Genomic DNA, 18,776 nt, shown 5'->3' on the forward strand with positions numbered 1-18,776 from the left:
CAGGCGCAACGAAAGGAACGAAATCAAATCGACAGGTAGATTTCGTGAATCGCCAGTGTTGGCAAAATGTAAAGTGACATCACGGGAAAACTTGATGTCGCTCAAACGCGATCGGGTTAACCAGCATAATGCGATTGATTGTTTTCTGCAGCGCAGCAGAGCATCAATTTTTGGCGGCGGCGTAGCTTACTGATTTTTATGAGTAATTTTTTGTATTGCTCGACCGCATCGAGTGCAAAAATCGACGCAGTGCCGCATTTTTTGATGCAGGAACGTCAATTGGAAGGGTCTGACCACGAGGATTGACGCCCGCGGCGCAGTAATCGATCGCACCTCAATTCTTACATCAATATTTCATTTTCATTTCAATCGATCCCGCCGGATGCCGTCGCGCGAGCGGGCACCCCATTCGCGTCCTTCATGCATCCGGCGCTAACGCTGATGACTCAGACGATCCCAGACGCGCATCGTTACTGCGCGATAGTGGTTGTGTTGTGCGGGGAAATGGACGAAGCGACTGTCGCGCGTCGCATAAACCGGCGATGACGCGAGCGTCGTCGCATCGACGATGTGGCGCGCGTCGATCATGCCGGACGCCAGCAGCTCCACATAGATCGCCTGCTGATCGCCGCCGCTCGCATAGACCGACGAACGATCGCTGAAACCCTCGATGCGCGCGCAGATGCGCTCGACCAGTTCGCGCATCGACGTCACGTTGCGCACGCCGATCATGCACGAGTTGATCGCCCACGCGGTGTGATCGGTGCCGATCACGAAATCGCGACCGTCGATCACGCTGTCGATGGTCTGGCTCTGGTCGATTGCCAGAATGTCCGCATCGACCCAGAACACGAACGCATGATGCGGCAGATGCTCGCGAACCAGATGCAGTTTCGCCCAGTTCGCATCGATGCCGTCCGGCAGGAATGCCGGTGCCTCGCGATACGCGTGGTAGGCATAGCCGTGTCGCGTGCAGTAGCGAACGAAGTTCTCCTCGTGCAGATCGCCGTAACCCGCGATATGCGACGTGTGCAGGCTCACGAACGCAATCCGCGCGTGCGGATTCACATGCCGCTCCGCTTCACGGGTTCGGTGCTGGGCCTCGCGCCAGTGGTCCACCGCGCGCGAGTGGTCGCCATGCTCGTACCGCTCGGCATCGTCGACGAGCGCTGCCACGTAACGGAAGTCGTAATCGGCCGCCGGCGCCCAGACACCGCTCACCTCGCGCCACTCGGGCGCATGATGCGCCACGAGCGGCCGCGCGCCGGCAATCGAATCGATCGCGACACCGTCGCTCCAGACCGTCTGGGCCGACGCGAAATGACCGTTCGCAAGCGGCGCGTCGAACGGCAGCGGCGGAAAGAATGCCGCAAGCAGCGTCGCCTCGCACGCGTGCAGCCGCTCCGGAAGATACATCGCCCACTTGCCCAGTTCGACCGTCAGCCCGCGCAAGCGCTCGCGCACGTCGGGCACGTTGCGGAAGATCATCCCGCTTGCGGCAGGCAATGCCGATTTCGACGTCTGCGTCGTGACGATCGCATCGTAGCCGTGCGCGACATCCGGCAACGCATGCGGATCGAACACGACGGAGAACGGGTCGAGCACGAGCAGCAACGCACCCTGCTCCATCGCGACGAGTTGCGCGATGATCGCGTGGTACTTGTACAGCACCTGCTGGCGCTCGCCATACACGTGCATGCCGTCGATCACGGCATGCCGGTAGCCGTGCCGTTGCGCATAACGTGCGTGGTTGTCGACCAGTCCGTCGACGGGTCGATGAGACAGGATGGTCAGAACGGAATGCGGGCTTGCCAAGAGCATCACCTCGAGTCGCACGGGACGATACGCGATATGTAGCGCATGTCGGCTGCTCAAGTCGAGTACTCATTGCCCGATCGGCTGCACCGGCGACGAGATCCGGCGGCCTCGAAGACGGACCGGAAAAAGAAAAAGCCCCGCAAGTCCGAAAACTTGCGGGGCTTTGTCACCGCTTTTGGCGGAGACGGAGGGATTCGAACCCTCGATCCAGGTTTTGGCCCAGATGCTCCCTTAGCAGGGGAGTGCCTTCGACCTCTCGGCCACGTCTCCCAAACTTTCGCTCGCACCAGGGAGGCAGTGCGACGAGAACAAGATCATATAGGGTTTGGAGCCCTTGGTCAATTTCCTTGATGCATTTTCTTCAATGCATCACGAAAAATTCACGATGCCTGGTCGAGTTCGAATGCCTTGTGCAGCGCGCGGACAGCCAGCTCCATATATTTCTCGTCGATCAGCACCGAAATCTTGATTTCGGACGTCGAGATCATCTGGATGTTGATGCCCTCTTCCGACAGCGTGCGGAACATCTTGCTCGCGACGCCCACGTGCGAACGCATGCCGACACCGACGACCGACACCTTCGACACCTTCGGGTCGCCCTGCACGCGCTCGGCGCTGACATGGCCCTGCACCTGGTTGGTCAGGATGTCCATTGCCTTCTGGTAGTCGCCGCGGCCGACCGTGAACGTGAAGTCGGTTTTGCCTGCGACGCTCTGGTTCTGGATGATCATGTCGACGTCGACGTTCGCATCGGCGACCGGGCCGAGGATCTGATACGCGATGCCCGGCTTGTCGGGCACGCCCATCACAGCAATGCGTGCTTCGTCGCGCTGGAACGCGATGCCGGAAATGACTGCCTTTTCCATGGTCTCGTCTTCTTCAAAAGTAATCAGGGTGCCCGAGCGCATTTCTTCGTCGAGCGCAATCAGCGGATCGGTCAGGCTCGACAGCACACGCGTCTTCACCTGGTATTTGCCGGCGAATTCGACCGAGCGGATCTGCAGGACCTTCGAGCCGAGGCTGGCCATTTCCAGCATCTCTTCGAACGTCACGCGATCGAGGCGCCGCGCCTCTTCGACGACGCGCGGATCGGTCGTGTAGACGCCGTCGACGTCCGTGTAGATCAGGCACTCTTCGGCGCCCAGCGCAGCCGCCACCGCCACTGCCGACGTGTCCGAGCCGCCACGGCCCAGCGTCGTGATGTGGCCGTCCGGATCGACGCCCTGGAAGCCCGTGATGATCACGACCTTGCCTGCGTTCAGATCGTCCTTCACGCGCTCGTCGTCGATCGAGTGGATGCGTGCCTTCGTGAACGCGCTGTCGGTCTTGATCGGCACTTGCCAGCCGGCATAGCTCACGGCCTCGACGCCGATTTCCTGCAGCGCGATCGACAGCAGGCCGACGCTGACCTGCTCGCCGGTCGACGCGATCATGTCGAGCTCGCGCGGGCTCGGCTGGCTCGAAATCTCTTTCGCGAGACCGAGCAGACGGTTGGTTTCGCCGGACATCGCCGAAGGCACGACCACCATCTGGTGCCCGGCCTGATGCCATTTTGCGACGCGTTTCGCGACGTTCTTGATGCGCTCGACCGAGCCCATCGAAGTGCCGCCGTATTTGTGTACGATGAGTGCCATTGTCGTTCTGAACTGGAGGAGAAACCGCACGGGCGCGCTGGGCAGGCCGCGTAGCCGTTCGGTCACGCGGCTTGTGGCTGTGGACGGACGACGAGAGGGACGGCTGGGACGCAACACGCAAGCGTGACGGATTTTGCCCGGAAGGCCGATCAGGCCGCGCAAACCGGGTACGTCACGCGGAAAACCTGCACAAAACGCTCAAAAATCGAGCCGAGCAAACGACCGAGCGTACCCGATAGAAGCCCGCTTGACAAGCCGCCAGCCGTGTTGGCGGCCGTTCCGGCGCTGTTTACCAAATGGTGAAAATGGGCGAGCCATCGCGTCGCCGGAAGCCTGCTCGCCGTTACGCGATCAGCAGGTCGGGACGCCATTCGATCCGGCGCCATCCGGTGTCGGCATCGCCGGGCGCGTCGCTGTCCAGCGGGCCGACGTCGCGATTGATGCCAAGCCGCGGCACGTAGAGCAGCCGGTTGCCCGCGAACAGCAGCGGCACATCGCGCTGCCAGGCCGGCACGCCGCGCTCCTGGAACAGGTTCTTCAGCGTGCGGCCCGGCCCACCCGGCGACGTGCGCATCCGTTCGCCGCCGGCACGGGCGCGCGCCGCGAGCCGCGAGCCGCGCAGCAACGCTTCCGGCACGGCACCCGCGCTGTGCGCTTCGGCCGGCGCGAACACGAACGTACCGCGCCAGCCCGGCAGGTGCCACACCTCCTGCCCGTCCCACGCCAGCGCCGCTTCCGGGTGCGGCGTGCCCGTGCCGTCGTCGGCCGGGTCGCTGCTGTCGCCCGCTTCCCAATAGACGACATCGCGATAGAGCCGCAGGCACTGCCCCGCGTGATCGACGCGCAGCGCATGCGCGTCGTGCGCGGCGCGCAGTTGCCGCATCATGTTGGCGAGCCGGGCGGCCGACGCGCCCGGCAAGCCGAGCCGGCGCATCCAGAAGCGCAGCAGGTTCGCGCCGCGCGTGTCGTCGAATCCGATCAGCGCGTCGCGCGACAGCGCACGCCCTTCATCGCGCGCGGCGACGGCGAAATCCAGCTCGGCCAGGTCGTCGAGCAGCCGCTGCGCGGCGGCCGCGTGCTGGGCTGCGCGGCCGAGTGCGTCGCGAAAGCCCGGGAAATGCACGGCCAGCGCGGGCAGCACGTCGATGCGCAGCGCATTGCGCGCATAGCGCGTATCGCCGTTCGATTCGTCGTCGATCCAGGCAAGCGCGTGCTGCTCCGCATAGCGCTCAAGTTGCGCACGCAACAATCGCAGCAACGGGCGCACACGCTCGACGCTCACGCCGTCGGGACGGTAGCGCGGCGCCATCGCTGCGAGCCCTGCGATTCCCGCACCGCGCAACAGTTGCAGCAGCACGGTCTCGGCTTGGTCGTCCGCATGTTGCGCGAGCCACAGCGCAGCCGCGCCATGGTGCTCGCACATCGTGTCGAGCGCAGCATAACGACGCTCGCGCGCCGTCGCCTCGATTCCGAGGCCGCTGTCGCGCGGCACATCGACGCGCATCGATTCGAATGCGACGCCGAGCCGCGTCGCTTGCGCTTCGGCATGCGCGACCCACGCGTCGGCATTTGCGCTCAAGCCGTGATGCACGTGCAGCGCGACGCAGCGCGCTGCACCCGCGACGCGTACGGCCGCATCGAGCAGCACCGTCGAATCGAGGCCGCCGCTGTAGGCGATCGCAATGCGCGCATCCGGCGGCAGGCCGGAAAGCGCAACGCCGACCGCGTCGAGGACGGCGCGGTCGGCGGAGAATTCGGTCGGAGGAATCACGAGAGGTGCGCGCGCGCAGCGGCGCGCGAATCGAGTACGCAGCCGGTCATGCGCCCGGCGTGGTTTCCTTGTACTTGCCGTAGGCCATCAGGCGCTCGAAGCGGCGCTCGCGCAACGCATCGATGCTCATGCCCTGGAACTGGCGCAGCGAATCGGCCAGTGCGCGGCGCAGCAGCGCAGCCATGCCCTTCGGATCGCGATGCGCGCCGCCGAGCGGCTCGTTGATGATCTTGTCGATCAGGCCGAGCGCCTTCAGGCGGTGCGCGGTCAGGCCCAGCGCTTCCGCCGCTTCCGGCGCCTTCGCGGCGCTCTTCCACAGGATCGACGCACAGCCTTCCGGCGAGATCACCGAGTAGGTCGAGAACTGCAGCATCATCACGGTGTCGGCCACGGCAATCGCCAGCGCGCCGCCCGAACCGCCCTCGCCGATCACCGTCGTGATGATCGGTGTCTTCAGCTCGGCCATCACGTAGAGGTTGCGACCGATCGCCTCCGACTGGCCACGCTCTTCCGCACCGATGCCCGGGTACGCGCCCGGCGTGTCGACGAACGTGAAGATCGGCAGCCCGAACTTCTCGGCGAGACGCATCAGGCGCTCGGCCTTGCGATAGCCCTCCGGACGCGGCATCCCGAAGTTGCGCGCGGCGCGCTCCTTCGTGTCACGGCCCTTCTGATGACCGATCACCATGCACGGGTGGCCGCCGAAGCGCGCGAGGCCACCGACGATCGACACGTCGTCCGCGAACGCGCGGTCGCCGTGCAGCTCGTGAAAATCGGTAAACAGTTCCGTAACGTAATCGAGCGTGTACGGGCGCTGCGGATGCCGCGCGATCTGCGAAACCTGCCACGGCGACAGGTTCGCGTAGAGGTCTTTCGTCAGTTGCTGGCTTTTCTTCGACAGCCGCTCGATTTCTTCCGAAATATCGACAGCCGAGTCGTCCTGCACGAATCGCAGCTCTTCGATCTTGGCCTCGAGTTCGGCGATCGGCTGTTCGAAATCCAGAAACGTGGTCTTCATGTGTTCGAATCCTTGGGTCTTGCGGCAGCGCGTATTCTACCCGCGCGGGCGACGCTCAAAACCGGCTCTCAACTATTGATGTTTAAAACCCGATAGCCGACGCTCAGGCGTCGGCGTCGGGCGCATCGAGGCTGCGCCACATGTACCAGGTCGCGACGGTGCGCCACGGCTCCCAGTTGGCTGCGACTTCCCGCGCCTCGCTGCGCGTGACGGGTTCCCCGCTGAAGTAATTGACGCTGATCGCGCGAATCAGGCTCGGGTCGTCGAGCGGCAGCACGTCCGGCCGCGACAGATTGAAGATCAGGAACATCTCGGCCGTCCAGCGGCTGATGCCGCGGATCTGCGTGAGTTCGGCGATCACGTCCTCGTCGTCCATCGACGTCCATTTGTCGACGTGCAGCGCCCCCGACACGAAATGCTGCGCGAGATCGAGGATGTATTCCGTTTTGCGCTTCGACAGCCCGCACGCGATCAGCTTGTCCGCGCCGAGCCGGATCACCGGTTGCGGCGCGAGCTTCGGACAGGCGTCCTCGATGCGCGCCCACAGCGACTGCGCGGACGGCACCGAAATCTGCTGGCCGACAACCGAGCGCGCGAGCGTGACGAACGGGTCGCCGCGCTTCACGAGATGCGCGGGGCCGAACTTTGGAATCAGTTTCTTCAGGATCCGGTCGCGCTTGACGAGGTCCGCGCAGGCCCTGTCCCAGTATGCAGGACGCACGACGACCTCCTCGCCGTCCGCTTCGGGCGCACGTGTCTTGCGGGCCGCCTCGGCGGCCGGCAGCGCTGCCGCCGGCTGCGCATGACCGTTCAGCGCGCCGTTCGGCACGGCGCGCGTCGCGTCCGCTTTCGCCGCCGGTACGCGCTTGGCTGCCGGACGCGCGGCGACCGGGGTCGCGCGCCTGACCGGCGCTTTTCTGGCCGTTGCCATCTTGCCTCCTACCTGACGGATCGGTCAGTGGAACGCACCGCGCTCATACGCGACGCCATTCGGTCGATCCGCCCGGTTTGTCTTCAAGTGCGATGCCGGCTTCGAGCAGTTGCGCCCGGATCCGGTCCGCTTCGGCATAGTCCTTCGCTTGCTTCGCCGCGACGCGCGCGGCGATCTTCGCTTCGATCTCGTCGGCAGCGAGCCCGCCCGCCTGCGCGGCGCCGGACGCCTGCTGCAGGAACGCGCGCGGTTCGCGGCCCAGCAGGCCGAGCAGTCCCGCCAGTTGTTTCAGTTGCCGCGCGAGCGACGCGTCGCGCGTGCGATTCACCTCGCCCGCGAGCTCGAACAGCGTCGCCACCGCGACCGGCGTGTTGAAGTCGTCGTTCATCGCGGCCGCGAAACGCTGCGCATGCGGCTCGTTCCAGTCGAGCGCGAGCGTATCGGCTTCGACATCCTTCAGCGCGGTGTACAGACGCGTGAGCGACGCGCGCGCATCGTCGAGGTGCACGTCGCTGTAGTTCAGCGGCGACCGGTAGTGCGTGCGCACGATGAAGAAACGCATGACTTCCGCGTCGTAACGCTCGAGCACTTCGCGGATCGTGAAGAAGTTGCCGAGCGATTTCGACATCTTCTCGTTGTCGACCTGCACGAAGCCGTTGTGCATCCAGTAGTTGACGAACGTCTGGCCGGTCGCGCCTTCGCTCTGCGCGATCTCGTTCTCGTGGTGCGGGAATTGCAGATCCTGCCCGCCGCCGTGGATGTCGAAATGATTGCCGAGCAGCGAGCAGCCCATCGCCGAGCACTCGATGTGCCAGCCCGGACGGCCCATCCCGTACTTCGACGCCCACGACGCACCGTCCGGATCTTCCGGCTTCGCGCGCTTCCACAGCACGAAGTCGAGCGGATCTTCCTTCGCGTCGTTCGCGGCGACGCGCTCGCCCGCGCGGAGATCGTCGAGCGACTTGCCCGACAGCTTCCCGTAGTTCGTGAACTTGCGCACCGAGTAATTGACGTCGCCGTCGCTCGCCTGGTACGCGTAGCCGTTCGTCTCGAGCGTCTCGATCATGCCGAGCATCTGCGGGATGAACTGCGTCGCGCGCGGCTCGATGTCGGGCCGCTGGATGCCGAGCGCGCTTTCGTCCTCGTGCATCGCGCCGATGAACCGGTCGGTCAGCGACTTGATCGTTTCGCCGTTCTCGACCGCGCGGCGGATGATCTTGTCGTCGATGTCGGTGATGTTGCGCACATACGTGACCCGGTAGCCGATCGCACGCAACCAGCGCTGGACGAGGTCGAACACGACCAGCATGCGCGCGTGGCCCACGTGACAATAGTCGTAGACGGTGATCCCGCATACGTACATCCGCACTTCGCCGGACTGGCGCGGCACGAAAACTTGCTTGTCACGCGCGAGCGTGTTGTAGATGCGCAGTGATTCCATAGAGATGAACCGTGAGCCGAAGGAAACCGCCCTGGCGAAGCTCGCCCAGCATGCGAAACGGACGGACCATCTGCTGCGGCGCCAGGCCGAGCGTCCTCGATATCACATGGGGCGGTCAGGCTGCAAGCACAGCGGTGACGGCCACGAGAGGCAAAGAAAGACTGTCTGACGCTCGCCGGAACGCGCAGACGTTTTGTTAGAATGGCTCGGAGTATAACATTCCGATTTACGCCTATGAAACCTCATCGCGGCCGCGCGCAGAGCGCTGCGACCCTCGTTGCGACCACCGTCATGGGCGTCGCGCTGACGCTTTTCGCGGCTCCCGCGGCGCACGCGCAGAAGGCCCCACCCGTCGCCGACGGCACGCCCGAGATCGACGCGTCGATCGCCGGCAAGCAGTGGAAACAGGCGCTCGCGCAGCTCGACGCGCGCATCGCGTCGAACCCGCACGACGTGCAGGCGCAGTTCAAGCGCGGCACCGTGCTGGCCCGCCTGAACCGCGACGACGACGCGATCCAGCAGTTCGTCGCGATCACGCAGGCGTACCCCGAGCTGCCCGAGCCGTACAACAACCTTGCGGCGCTTTACGCGAAGCACGGCCGCTACGACGAAGCGCGCACCGCGCTCGTCACCGCGACGCAATCGAACCCGGGCTACTCGCTCGCGTACGAGAACCTCGGCGATCTTTATCTCCGGCTCGCGGCCGAATCGTACAAGCGCGCGCAATCGCTCGGCCGCACGAGCGGCGCGACCGCGCAGCGCCTCGCCGATCTCCAGAAAATCGTGTCGCCGCCGAAGGCCGCGGCGCCGGGCGCCCGCGCGACGACGACGCCTGCCGCGCGCGACTACACCGACCGCGCAGCCGCGAACGTGGGCACCACCACGCTGCCGATGTCGCCGACGTTCCAGTTCAGCGGTCCGTCGGGCGCACTGGCTGCGCCATACGTCGCGCCGTCGCAATAAGCGGCGCGGCCTTTTTTCCCCTCCCAACCTGAGGATCGCAATGAAACGTCTGTTGCTGGCGCTTGGCGGCGCCGCCCTTCTCGCGACCGCGCCCGCATTCGCGCAATCGGCTACCGCGCACCCCGTCGTGCAGCTGAAGACCTCGCAGGGCGACATCCGCGTCGAGCTCTACCCGGAAAAGGCGCCGAAATCCGTCGCCAACTTCCTCGATTACGTGAAGTCCGGCCAGTACAACGGCACGATCTTCCATCGCGTGATCAAGGGCTTCATGATCCAGGGCGGCGGCTACAAGACCAACTTCGAGGAAAAGCCGACCCGCGCGCCGATCCCGCTGGAGAGCCGCAATGGTCTGAAGAACCTGACGGGCACGATCGCGATGGCACGCACGAGCGATCCGAACTCGGCCACCGCACAGTTCTTCATCAACACGGTCGACAACAGCGGCCTCGACTACCCGAACCCGGACGGCAACGGCTATGCGGTGTTCGGCAAGGTCGTGTCGGGTCTCGACGTCGTGAAGAAGATCGAAGGCGTGGCGACGACCTCGCGCGGCCCGATGCAGGACGTACCGGCGCAACCGGTCGTGATCGAATCGGCCAGCATCGTCTCGAAGTAAGAACCTGCCGGCACGTCCGGCGCCTCACGCGGCCGCGTCGCACGACCGGCCGCGTGCCATTTAAACCGCCTCACCGAAGGAATTCATCATGGTTGAACTGCATACGAACCACGGCGTGATCAAGCTCGAGCTCGACGCCGCGAAGGCACCGAAGTCGGTCGAGAACTTCCTGAACTACGTGAAGAAGGGCCACTACGACGGCACCGTGTTCCATCGCGTGATCAACGGCTTCATGATCCAGGGCGGCGGCTTCGAGCCGGGCCTGAAGCAAAAGCCGACCGACGCGCCGATCGACAACGAGGCGAACAACGGCCTGAAGAACGACAACTACACGGTCGCGATGGCGCGCACGAACGATCCGCACTCGGCAACCGCCCAGTTCTTCATCAACGTGAACGACAACGACTTCCTGAACCACTCGTCGCCGACGCCGCAGGGCTGGGGCTACGCGGTGTTCGGCAAGGTCGTCGAAGGCCAGGACGTGGTCGACAAGATCAAGGGTGTCAAGACGGGCAACGCTGGCTTCCACCAGGACGTGCCGGCCGACGACGTCGTGATCGAAAAGGCCGTCGTGGTCTGACGCGCAGTAACGGAGGCACTTCGATGTTGCAGGAGAGTCCGCCGCGAAGCGTCTCCGCGGGCGTGCCTGGCGAGCGCGAGTACGCGCAAGCCGCACGCCCGTTCCTGTTTCTCTCCGATCTGCATCTGAGCGAAGCGATTCCGAAGACGGTCGCCGCGTTCGAGCATTTCGTGAAATACACCGCCGACAGCGCCGACTCGGTGTTCATCCTCGGCGACCTGTTCGAATACTGGATCGGCGACGATATCCTCGACGACGATCCGTTCGCCGCGCGCATGGCCGCGCTGATGCACACGTTCTCGGAGCGCGGGATCGCACTCTACGTAATGCACGGCAATCGCGACTTCCTGCTCGGCCGGCGCTTCATGAAGGCAGCCGGCGCGATGCTGCTGCCCGACCCGTCGCTGATCATGGCGTTCGGCCAGCGCATCGTGCTCGCGCACGGCGACGCACAATGCACGGCCGACCGCGGCTACCAGGTGTTCCGCCGCTTTGCGCGCAACCGCGTCGCACAATGGCTGTTTCTCGCGTGGCCGTTCCGCTGGCGCCGCGCGCTCGCGCAGCGCATGCGCTCGAACAGCGAGGCGGGCCGGGTGCGCCCTGCTTCGGCCATCTACGATGTCACGCCTGAAGGCGTGGCCGCCCTGTTCAGGAAAAGCCGCGCCGGCGTGATCATCCACGGCCACACGCACCGGCCCGCGCGTCACGCGGAACCCGGTGGTGTCCGCTGGGTACTGCCCGACTGGGATCTCGATCACGGAACGCCGCGCGGCGGCTACCTGCGCGTCGATGCGGAAGGCATCCACCCGATGCCGCTCGACTGACGCCGCCGCTGCCGTCGCACCGACCGGCAGCCATCGGCGTCCAGCGCATTACACCTGGCGTTCGACCGTCTTTCCTTCCAGCACCGCCGACAGCCTGCGCAGATCGAGGCGCGCCGCATCGGCGCCCTGCAGCGTTTCCAGATGCGTGCCGAGCCGCTCGAGCGCCGCGACGATCTCGTCGACGCGGCGGCTTTCCTTCGCCGCGTGATCGATCAGCCCGTGGATCGCGAGCGACATCGGATCGTCGGCGTTCGGCGTGATCCCGTACGCGCAGAATGCCGCGCGCTCGGGCTGCGGCTTCGGCTGCGCCGGCATCACGATGCGCGCCGGATTGCCGACCGCCGTGCCGCCCGCCGGGACCGGCTTGACGACCACCGCATTCGAGCCGATCTTCGCGCCCGCGCCGACCGTGAAACCACCGAGCACCTTCGCACCGGCACCGACGATCACGCCGGTCTCGAGCGTCGGGTGGCGCTTCGCGCCGCGCGTGAGCGACGTGCCGCCCAGCGTCACGCCCTGGTAGATCGTGCAGTCGTCGCCGATGATTGCCGTCTCGCCGATCACGACCCCCATGCCGTGATCGATGAACACGCGCCGGCCGATCGTCGCACCCGGATGGATTTCGATCCCCGTGATGAACCGCCCGGCCTGCGACGCGAACCGCGCAAGCCAGTAACGCTTCGCGCGCCAGCACGCGTGTGCGAAACGATGCAGCACGAGCGCATGCAGCCCCGGATAACAGGTCAGCACTTCCCATGCACTGCGAGCGGCGGGATCCCGCTCGCGAATCGTTGCAACGTCTTCGCGCAGTCTCGTGAACATGATGTGGTCTGGGAAAAGGCCGGCGCGCATCGCCGGCAATGACCGGCCGTTATCGCGCCGGGTAATTTGCTTATGACGTCCGGCGATTGTAGGGCCTGCCGGGCACGGCCGCACGCGGTCGCGCGTTCACCCCGCCGCCGGCGCGGGTATTCGCGCGGAAGGCTTGTCATTGCGGGGTTTCGGAGAGGATCGGCCGGGTGGAATGCGCGGGCCCGGCGCTTCCGGACGACCGACACACGGCCGGGCCGGTCCGAAGCAGCACCCGGCCTGCGACCTGGCAGTCGGTACGCCAGCTGCTTACGCGTCGCCGTCAGGCTTGCCCGATTTCAGCAGGATGTGCTTCGCGACACCGCGCAGGATGTTGACCTCCTCGCGCTCGAGGCCCGTGCGCGCGAAGAGGCGCCGCAACCGCGGCATCAGCTTCTTCGGATTGCGCGGATCGAGGAAGTCGAGCGCGATCAGCGCGTTCTCGAGATGCGCGTACATCCGCTCGATCTCGTCGCTCTGCGCGAGCGTGCCGACTTCGGCCGACGGCTGCACCGACGGCTCGCTCGCCCGCTCGAGAAACGCGACGCGCAGCTCGTACGCGAGCACCTGCACGGCCTGCGCGAGATTCAGCGAGCTGTAGGCCGGGTTCGCTGGGATGTGCGCGAGTGCGCTGCACTGCTCGACATGCTCGTTCGCGAGACCGGTGCGCTCGTTGCCGAACACGAGCGCGATGTCGCCCGTGCCGACCTGCGCACAGGCCTGCGTGGCGGCCGCGCGCGGTGCGAGGCGCGGCGGCCCGTACTCGCGCGTGCGCGCGGTCAGCGCGATCGACCAGTGAACGCCGGACAGCGCGTCGCCGAGCGTCGGCACGACGTGCGCGGACGCGAGGACGTCGTCCGCGCCGCTCGCCATCGCGATCGCCTCGGGGTCGCTCTGCACGTGCGGCACGCGCGGCGCCACCAGCACAAGCCGCGAAAAGCCCATCGTCTTCAGCGCGCGGGCGGCCGCCCCGACATTGCCGGGATGGCTCGGCTCGACGAGCACGAAGCGGGTGGACGTGAAGCCGCCGGACGACGGACGGGACGAGGCCGCGCCCGGCTCGGACGGCGCGGCGGTGTTCTGCGGGGTTTCCACTACGTTACGACTCGGGTCATCAGAATGGCAGTATGGTATCGCCATCGCCGCTACAAACCCACTCGTCCGGACGGACAGTGGGGGTTTCCCCGTATTCCGGCTGCCTGAAACTGCCGAAAATCGGGTAAAATCATGCCTTTACGCGTCGTGCACCCTGTACGGCGCGGGTCGTACCCCGCTCTTTGTCAATTCGCGTCTCACTTCGCCCGGCACGTTTGCGCCGTTCCGGGCGGTTGTTCCACTTCGTGGCGGCCCGTGCCGCCGGCTACAGGATCAGGCTCATGCATCCCATGCTCAACATTGCTGTCAAGGCTGCGCGCCGCGCCGGACAGATCATCAATCGCGCGTCCCTCGATCTCGACCTGATCGAGATCCGCAAGAAGCAGCAGAATGACTTCGTCACCGAAGTGGACAAGGCCGCCGAAGACGCGATCATCGAGACGCTGAAGACCGCCTACCCCGACCACGCGATCCTCGCGGAAGAATCGGGCGAATCGGAGAACGAATCCGAATTCAAGTGGATCATCGATCCGCTCGACGGCACGACCAACTTCATCCACGGCTTCCCGTACTACTGCGTGTCGATCGCGCTCGAGCACAAGGGCGTCGTCACGCAGGCCGTCGTCTACGATCCGAACAAGAACGACCTGTTCACGGCCACCCGCGGCCGCGGCGCGTACCTGAACGACCGCCGCATCCGCGTCGGCCGCCGCGACCGCCTGTCGGACGCACTGGTCGGCACGGGCTTCCCGTTCCGCGAGAAGGACGGCCTCGATGCGTACGCACGCCTCTTCACCGAAATGACGCAGGCCTGCACGGGCCTGCGCCGCCCGGGCGCGGCGGCACTCGATCTCGCGAACGTCGCGGCCGGTCGCCTCGACGCGTTCTTCGAGCAAGGCATCAACGTGTGGGACATGGCCGCGGGCAGCCTGCTGATCACCGAGGCCGGCGGCCTCGTCGGCAATTACACGGGTGACGCCGATTTCCTGCATCGCCACGAGATCGTCGCCGCGAACCCGAAGATCTACGCGCAGATGATCCCGATCCTGAACCGCTACAGCCGGGTCCACCCAGCAGCGGAGTAAGCCCGGGCCGCGCCCGCATGGCGCGGCTTTCGCGCAAACCGCTCGCGGGCATCGTCACGATGGCGCGCCGTTCGCCTCCCGATCGCACGGGAGGCGGGACAAGCTTCCGTGCGCAACGGGCGCTTCGTGCGCCTATCCTGAAGATGCCCGGGTCGTTCGGGCGGGTCGGCGTACTGTCGCCGCCCGTACCGCTCGTCCCGCAATGACAGTGAATGGTTCGCGTCCGGCATGCCCGCGCGGCGAACAACGCCACCGCCCGCCTGCCGGCCCCCGCCCGCATCAACACCGCCACGACGCCGTGGCAATCGCATCCGAGTCCCCATGTTACGGCTAAGCGAAATTAAACTCCCCCTCGACCATCCGGAAAGCGCGCTCGAGGCCGCGATTCGCGCGCGCCTCGCGGAGCTTGGCGTGGCGGAGGACGAGCTCCTCCGTTACACCGTGTTCCGCCGTGCGCACGACGCACGCAAGCGCTCCGACATCAAGCTCACGTATATCGTCGATCTCGAGGTCAAGGACGAAGCGGCCGCGCTCAAGCGCATCGCCGGCAAGCCGCATTGCGGCGCGACGCCCGACATGGCGTATCACTTCGTCACGAAAGCGCCCGAGCACGGCGATTTCCTGCGCCCGGTCGTCATCGGCATGGGGCCGTGCGGCCTGTTCGCGGGGCTGATCCTCGCGCAGATGGGATTCCGCCCCATCATCCTCGAACGCGGCAAGGCCGTGCGCGAGCGCACCAAGGACACCTTCGGGCTGTGGCGCAAAAGCGTGCTCAACCCGGAATCCAACGTGCAGTTCGGTGAAGGCGGTGCCGGGACGTTTTCCGACGGCAAGCTCTACAGCCAGATCAAGGATCCCAACCACTATGGTCGCAAGGTGCTCGACGAATTCGTCAAGGCCGGCGCCCCCGAGGACATCCTGTATCTGAGCCGGCCGCACATCGGCACGTTCCGCCTCGTCAGCATGGTGGAGAAAATGCGCGCGTCGATCCACGAACTGGGTGGCGAGGTGCGCTTCGAGACCCGCGTCGACGACATCGAAATCGATCAGGGCAAGGTGCGCGCGCTCAAGCTGTCGAACGGGGAAACATTGCGGTGCGACCGCGTGGTGCTGGCCGTGGGCCATAGCGCGCGCGACACGTTCGAGATGCTGCACGATCGCGGCGTCTATATCGAAGCCAAGCCGTTTTCGCTGGGTTTCCGGATCGAGCATCCGCAGGGGTTGATCGATCGCAGCCGCTTCGGCAAGTTCGCGGGACACAAGCAGCTCGGTGCGGCCGACTACAAGGTGGTCCACCACGCCAGTAACGGACGGGCCGTCTACAGCTTCTGCATGTGCCCGGGCGGCACGGTGGTCGCGGCGACCTCCGAGCCCGGCCGCGTGGTCACCAACGGGATGAGCCAGTATTCGCGCGCCGAGCGCAATGCGAATGCGGGCATCGTCGTCGGCATCACGCCGGACGACTATCCGGGCGGACCGCTCGCGGGCATCGCATTCCAGCGCAAGTGGGAAGAGCGTGCGTTCGAACTCGGCGGCGGCGATTATCGCGCGCCGGGCCAGCTGGTCGGCGACTTCATCGCCGGGCGGCCGTCGACGTCGCTGGGCGCCGTGGAGCCGTCGTACAAGCCCGGCGTGAACCCGACGGATCTCAGCACTGCGCTGCCCGACTACGTGATCGAAGCCATCCGCGAGGCCCTGCCCCAGATCGACAAGAAGATCGCCGGCTTCGCGATGCACGACGCGGTGCTCACCGGCGTGGAGACGCGCACGTCGTCGCCGATCCGGATTCGGCGCAAGGACGACTACCAGAGCATGAACGTCGAAGGCCTGTACCCGGCCGGCGAAGGCGCCGGCTATGCGGGCGGCATCTATTCGGCAGCCATCGACGGTATCGAGGTCGCGCAGGCGGTCGCACTCAGCATGACGCCGTCGCACGCGTCCTGATGTGCAAAACGAGTCGGCGCGCGAAGGTTCGTGACCCGAGCGACGCCGGCTTTTGCATGACCGCCCGGGAGCGCGATCGGGCAGCGGCATGAAGCCGACTTCCTCTCGCCCACCCCATACTCTGATGCGGTGCTTGGCGATATCCGAAGAACCCTGATCAGACTTCCGAGCGCTCCACCACCACCTCGCTGATTTGCAGCACGGGTTGTATATCCGTGTAATTGGCTATGTCGGCCATGATCTCCTGCGCGTGCGGGTCTCGGGCCGCCTGGAAAGCTTCGACAGAAGTACAGACGAAGTCGCACTTGGCCGCGTAAACAGGATCAGTGCCCGGAGCACCGCCTGCGATGCCCTTGTCCACCGTGTAGTACAGACATGCAGCGCCGAGCCGCTGTTTCACCATTGGCATATGCCTCTCGCGATAGTAAGCATGATCGAATCGCGCGCCTGCGGCGTACGGGTACATGACACTGACTTTGATCATCGGGTTCTCCGGTTGCTGCACGGTAATCGAGAGGCCACCGCCCGCGAGACGACCTCGAGGTCGCCGATCTAGCGCGTGGCCAAGGCTTCATCCAGAATAGGCGCACTTATTCTTCTGATTGTAAGCACCGGCGACCCCGTCTTGCCAGTTGGGTGGTGCTGGGTATCCGCCGATGCGGGAGCAGTTCGGCGACGTCGGACGCTTTATAGGTCGGCAGCCGGATGAGTTCGTCTTCCAGACAGCGGCAGATCGCCATCACCCGCATCTGGCCAAACAGCCAACCTCGCGCGCCGACATCGAAGCCACGGGTAAACTCGGGCAACCAAAGCAACAACTTCATGCCTGACCTATGACCATGCTGTCGCCCGACGCGTTCGCGGGCCACACCCCGATGATGCAGCAGTACCTGCGCCTTATCTGACAAGGCTTCGCGCACAAACCTACGCCAAGACCTACGCTCGCCCTTTTAAGGATCGTCCGCTGACGACCCATTGCGGCGAGCGGCCGCGCTCCGAAGCAGACACTCAAAAGCAGGGGCCAAGTCACCCGTCACGGGTTATCAGCTCTCTTGAGAAGGTGACATGTAGACATTGATGTACTCCTCTAAATGCCGGTCTCTCAATAGCGACAAATTAATTACATCCTTGCTCGATTTTCCATTGACGTTTTTAAATGTCACCACAACCGATGGCGCTCTCCTGTATCCGCCAGTCGAAATTACGTTTTCAATGAAATCCCATGGGAGCTGTAACTTTCCATGTTGATAGCCGGTTTTCGAAAGCGTTACTGCGGGCGTGTTGATATTCCACCAAATTCGAATGACGTCGCAAGCCTTCTTTCCAAAGAAAATCGTTGCGGGAAGAAACATGATGCCAAGCACGGTTACAGCCAGATTATCACTTGGCTGCTTCGCAGGAGCCCAAAGCCACGCCGTGTTTATGAGCAGAAACGTTCCGGTGATGGCTAGTAGAGCCATCGATTCAAATGCAACGACTCCCTTTGAGTAGAAAAAATCCATGGATTGAGGAACACTTTTTGTTTCCAATATTTTCTTGACCTCGGCCTGCCATTTTTCGGCGTCTCTACCAATTTTTACCATTCCATACGGGACGATAACGAGGAGCGCAGGAAGCATCAGCAAATAAATTAATTTACCCAACTCTCAACCCCTTGGCGAAAGCGATAGATAATGGATTATTTTCAATAGCTTCAAAAATGTTCATGGAATGAAACGACCTCGAACTAATCGCATTGCAATGTAGCCCGACTCAACCATTTGCACGCAGTAACCGGCACCCTACGCCCACAGTGTCGCCGATTGTCGACGATTTCACCTGATGTGTCGAATGTCGCTTCTTGGCCGGCAGCCGCCGGTCGTGATCTCCAGCAACTGGCCGAACGGCGAACTTCGAGCGATCCCGTGCGGGCCGCTGGTAAACTCGGGCAGCCAAAGTAACTTTTCCCGGTCACATGAGCACGCCCCCCACCGCAGCACCTGCACCCGTCACTCCAATGATGCAGCAGTACCTGCGCCTTATCTGACAGGCCTCAGCATACAAAGCTACGCCAAGACCTACGCCGATGCCTTTCGGGATTGATCGACTCCGGCTCGACGCGGACCAAGGTCAACAGCAATGGAAGGGAGAATCCGTGTCGGTCCAGATCATCGAATTTCGGCGTTTGCAGGATGGCGGACGACGCTATCTCGACGGCACCTGTTCGA

General features: G+C 64.5%; 17 protein-coding genes, 1 tRNA gene and 1 pseudogene. 7 read left to right on the top strand and 12 right to left on the bottom strand.

Going from position 1 to position 18,776, the window contains the following annotated elements:
* Nucleotides 1–432 precede the first annotated feature (432 nt).
* From AC5LXK_RS11030 to AC5LXK_RS11040, 3 genes are all read right to left on the bottom strand, one after another.
* Complete coding sequence (locus tag AC5LXK_RS11030; protein ID WP_493391215.1) at nt 433–1,821, bottom strand: glycosyltransferase family protein; 1,389 nt, start codon at nt 1,819–1,821, stop codon at nt 433–435.
* 173 nt (nt 1,822–1,994) lie between these two features.
* A tRNA-Ser gene (locus tag AC5LXK_RS11035) sits at nt 1,995–2,088 on the bottom strand.
* 110 nt (nt 2,089–2,198) lie between these two features.
* A complete protein-coding gene (locus tag AC5LXK_RS11040; RefSeq protein ID WP_493388864.1) occupies nt 2,199–3,452 on the bottom strand; it encodes an aspartate kinase in 1,254 nt (417 codons plus the stop codon).
* Here AC5LXK_RS11040 and AC5LXK_RS11045 point away from each other — a divergent pair.
* A pseudogene (locus tag AC5LXK_RS11045) lies at nt 3,435–3,672 on the top strand (hypothetical protein); the annotation flags it as partial. The gene AC5LXK_RS11040 and the pseudogene AC5LXK_RS11045 overlap by 18 nt on opposite strands.
* Nucleotides 3,673–3,795: 123 nt before the next feature.
* Here AC5LXK_RS11045 and tilS read toward each other — a convergent pair.
* The 4 genes from tilS to cysS form a co-directional block, all read right to left on the bottom strand.
* Nucleotides 3,796–5,223, bottom strand: a complete 1,428-nt coding sequence (gene tilS, locus AC5LXK_RS11050; RefSeq protein WP_493388865.1) for a tRNA lysidine(34) synthetase TilS — start codon at nt 5,221–5,223, stop codon at nt 3,796–3,798.
* 46 nt (nt 5,224–5,269) lie between these two features.
* A complete protein-coding gene (locus AC5LXK_RS11055; RefSeq protein WP_493388866.1) occupies nt 5,270–6,241 on the bottom strand; it encodes an acetyl-CoA carboxylase carboxyltransferase subunit alpha in 972 nt (323 codons plus the stop codon).
* A gap of 103 nt (nt 6,242–6,344) precedes the next feature.
* On the bottom strand, nt 6,345–7,172 hold the full coding sequence (locus AC5LXK_RS11060) for a DNA-3-methyladenine glycosylase family protein (RefSeq protein WP_493388867.1): 828 nt from the start codon (nt 7,170–7,172) through the stop codon (nt 6,345–6,347).
* Between the two features lie 43 nt (nt 7,173–7,215).
* Nucleotides 7,216–8,613 (bottom strand): cysteine--tRNA ligase, encoded by a 1,398-nt coding sequence (gene cysS / locus AC5LXK_RS11065; protein WP_493388868.1) that lies wholly within the window; start codon nt 8,611–8,613, stop codon nt 7,216–7,218.
* A gap of 234 nt (nt 8,614–8,847) precedes the next feature.
* Between cysS and AC5LXK_RS11070 the strand changes: the two genes are divergently transcribed.
* The 4 genes from AC5LXK_RS11070 to AC5LXK_RS11085 all read left to right on the top strand — a co-directional run bounded on the left by AC5LXK_RS11070 (nt 8,848) and on the right by AC5LXK_RS11085 (nt 11,596).
* Nucleotides 8,848–9,576 (top strand): tetratricopeptide repeat protein, encoded by a 729-nt coding sequence (locus AC5LXK_RS11070; RefSeq protein WP_493388869.1) that lies wholly within the window; start codon nt 8,848–8,850, stop codon nt 9,574–9,576.
* 40 nt (nt 9,577–9,616) lie between these two features.
* The gene (locus AC5LXK_RS11075; protein WP_493388870.1) at nt 9,617–10,192 is read left to right on the top strand and encodes a peptidylprolyl isomerase; all 576 of its coding nucleotides are present in this window, start codon (nt 9,617–9,619) and stop codon (nt 10,190–10,192) included.
* 88 nt (nt 10,193–10,280) lie between these two features.
* Nucleotides 10,281–10,772, top strand: coding sequence for a peptidylprolyl isomerase (locus AC5LXK_RS11080; protein WP_493388871.1), 492 nt, complete (start codon nt 10,281–10,283; stop codon nt 10,770–10,772).
* A gap of 23 nt (nt 10,773–10,795) precedes the next feature.
* A complete protein-coding gene (locus tag AC5LXK_RS11085; protein ID WP_493388872.1) occupies nt 10,796–11,596 on the top strand; it encodes a UDP-2,3-diacylglucosamine diphosphatase in 801 nt (266 codons plus the stop codon).
* A 48-nt stretch (nt 11,597–11,644) separates the two neighbouring features.
* On the opposite strand, the gene cysE is transcribed toward AC5LXK_RS11085, so the two are convergent.
* Both cysE and AC5LXK_RS11095 read right to left on the bottom strand, forming a co-directional pair.
* Entirely contained in the window at nt 11,645–12,448 is an 804-nt protein-coding gene (gene cysE, locus AC5LXK_RS11090) for a serine O-acetyltransferase (protein ID WP_493388873.1), read from the bottom strand.
* Nucleotides 12,449–12,715: 267 nt separating this feature from the next.
* Nucleotides 12,716–13,540, bottom strand: coding sequence for an RNA methyltransferase (locus AC5LXK_RS11095; protein WP_493388874.1), 825 nt, complete (start codon nt 13,538–13,540; stop codon nt 12,716–12,718).
* Between the two features lie 281 nt (nt 13,541–13,821).
* On the opposite strand from AC5LXK_RS11095, the gene AC5LXK_RS11100 reads away from it, so the two are divergent.
* Nucleotides 13,822–14,625, top strand: a complete 804-nt coding sequence (locus AC5LXK_RS11100) for an inositol monophosphatase family protein (protein WP_059608913.1) — start codon at nt 13,822–13,824, stop codon at nt 14,623–14,625.
* Between the two features lie 321 nt (nt 14,626–14,946).
* Nucleotides 14,947–16,569, top strand: coding sequence for an NAD(P)/FAD-dependent oxidoreductase (locus AC5LXK_RS11105; protein ID WP_493391216.1), 1,623 nt, complete (start codon nt 14,947–14,949; stop codon nt 16,567–16,569).
* 157 nt (nt 16,570–16,726) lie between these two features.
* Here the strand turns inward: AC5LXK_RS11105 and AC5LXK_RS11110 are convergent, their stop codons facing one another.
* The 3 genes from AC5LXK_RS11110 to AC5LXK_RS11120 form a co-directional block, all read right to left on the bottom strand.
* Nucleotides 16,727–17,053 carry an EthD family reductase gene (locus AC5LXK_RS11110; RefSeq protein ID WP_493388875.1) on the bottom strand — a complete coding sequence of 109 codons (327 nt, stop codon included), beginning with the start codon at nt 17,051–17,053 and terminating at the stop codon, nt 16,727–16,729.
* A 106-nt stretch (nt 17,054–17,159) separates the two neighbouring features.
* A complete protein-coding gene (locus AC5LXK_RS11115; protein ID WP_493388876.1) occupies nt 17,160–17,393 on the bottom strand; it encodes a hypothetical protein in 234 nt (77 codons plus the stop codon).
* Between the two features lie 219 nt (nt 17,394–17,612).
* Nucleotides 17,613–18,212 carry a hypothetical protein gene (locus AC5LXK_RS11120; protein WP_493388877.1) on the bottom strand — a complete coding sequence of 200 codons (600 nt, stop codon included), beginning with the start codon at nt 18,210–18,212 and terminating at the stop codon, nt 17,613–17,615.
* Nucleotides 18,213–18,776: the final 564 nt, after the last annotated feature.

This window comes from Burkholderia pulmonis (assembly GCF_984667975.1).

Bases quoted from the DNA above. Each gene is read 5' to 3' on its own strand.
- AC5LXK_RS11030 (WP_493391215.1), bottom strand. From the start codon at position 1,821: ATGCTCTTGGCAAGCCCGCATTCCGTTCTGACCATCCTGTCTCATCGA.
- AC5LXK_RS11040 (WP_493388864.1), bottom strand. From the start codon at position 3,452: ATGGCACTCATCGTACACAAATACGGCGGCACTTCGATGGGCTCGGTC.
- AC5LXK_RS11055 (WP_493388866.1), bottom strand. From the start codon at position 6,241: ATGAAGACCACGTTTCTGGATTTCGAACAGCCGATCGCCGAACTCGAG.
- AC5LXK_RS11060 (WP_493388867.1), bottom strand. From the start codon at position 7,172: ATGGCAACGGCCAGAAAAGCGCCGGTCAGGCGCGCGACCCCGGTCGCC.
- cysS (WP_493388868.1), bottom strand. From the start codon at position 8,613: ATGGAATCACTGCGCATCTACAACACGCTCGCGCGTGACAAGCAAGTT.
- AC5LXK_RS11070 (WP_493388869.1), top strand. From the start codon at position 8,848: ATGAAACCTCATCGCGGCCGCGCGCAGAGCGCTGCGACCCTCGTTGCG.
- AC5LXK_RS11075 (WP_493388870.1), top strand. From the start codon at position 9,617: ATGAAACGTCTGTTGCTGGCGCTTGGCGGCGCCGCCCTTCTCGCGACC.
- AC5LXK_RS11080 (WP_493388871.1), top strand. From the start codon at position 10,281: ATGGTTGAACTGCATACGAACCACGGCGTGATCAAGCTCGAGCTCGAC.
- AC5LXK_RS11085 (WP_493388872.1), top strand. From the start codon at position 10,796: ATGTTGCAGGAGAGTCCGCCGCGAAGCGTCTCCGCGGGCGTGCCTGGC.
- cysE (WP_493388873.1), bottom strand. From the start codon at position 12,448: ATGCGCGCCGGCCTTTTCCCAGACCACATCATGTTCACGAGACTGCGC.
- AC5LXK_RS11100 (WP_059608913.1), top strand. From the start codon at position 13,822: ATGCATCCCATGCTCAACATTGCTGTCAAGGCTGCGCGCCGCGCCGGA.
- AC5LXK_RS11105 (WP_493391216.1), top strand. From the start codon at position 14,947: ATGTTACGGCTAAGCGAAATTAAACTCCCCCTCGACCATCCGGAAAGC.
- AC5LXK_RS11110 (WP_493388875.1), bottom strand. From the start codon at position 17,053: ATGATCAAAGTCAGTGTCATGTACCCGTACGCCGCAGGCGCGCGATTC.
- AC5LXK_RS11115 (WP_493388876.1), bottom strand. From the start codon at position 17,393: ATGAAGTTGTTGCTTTGGTTGCCCGAGTTTACCCGTGGCTTCGATGTC.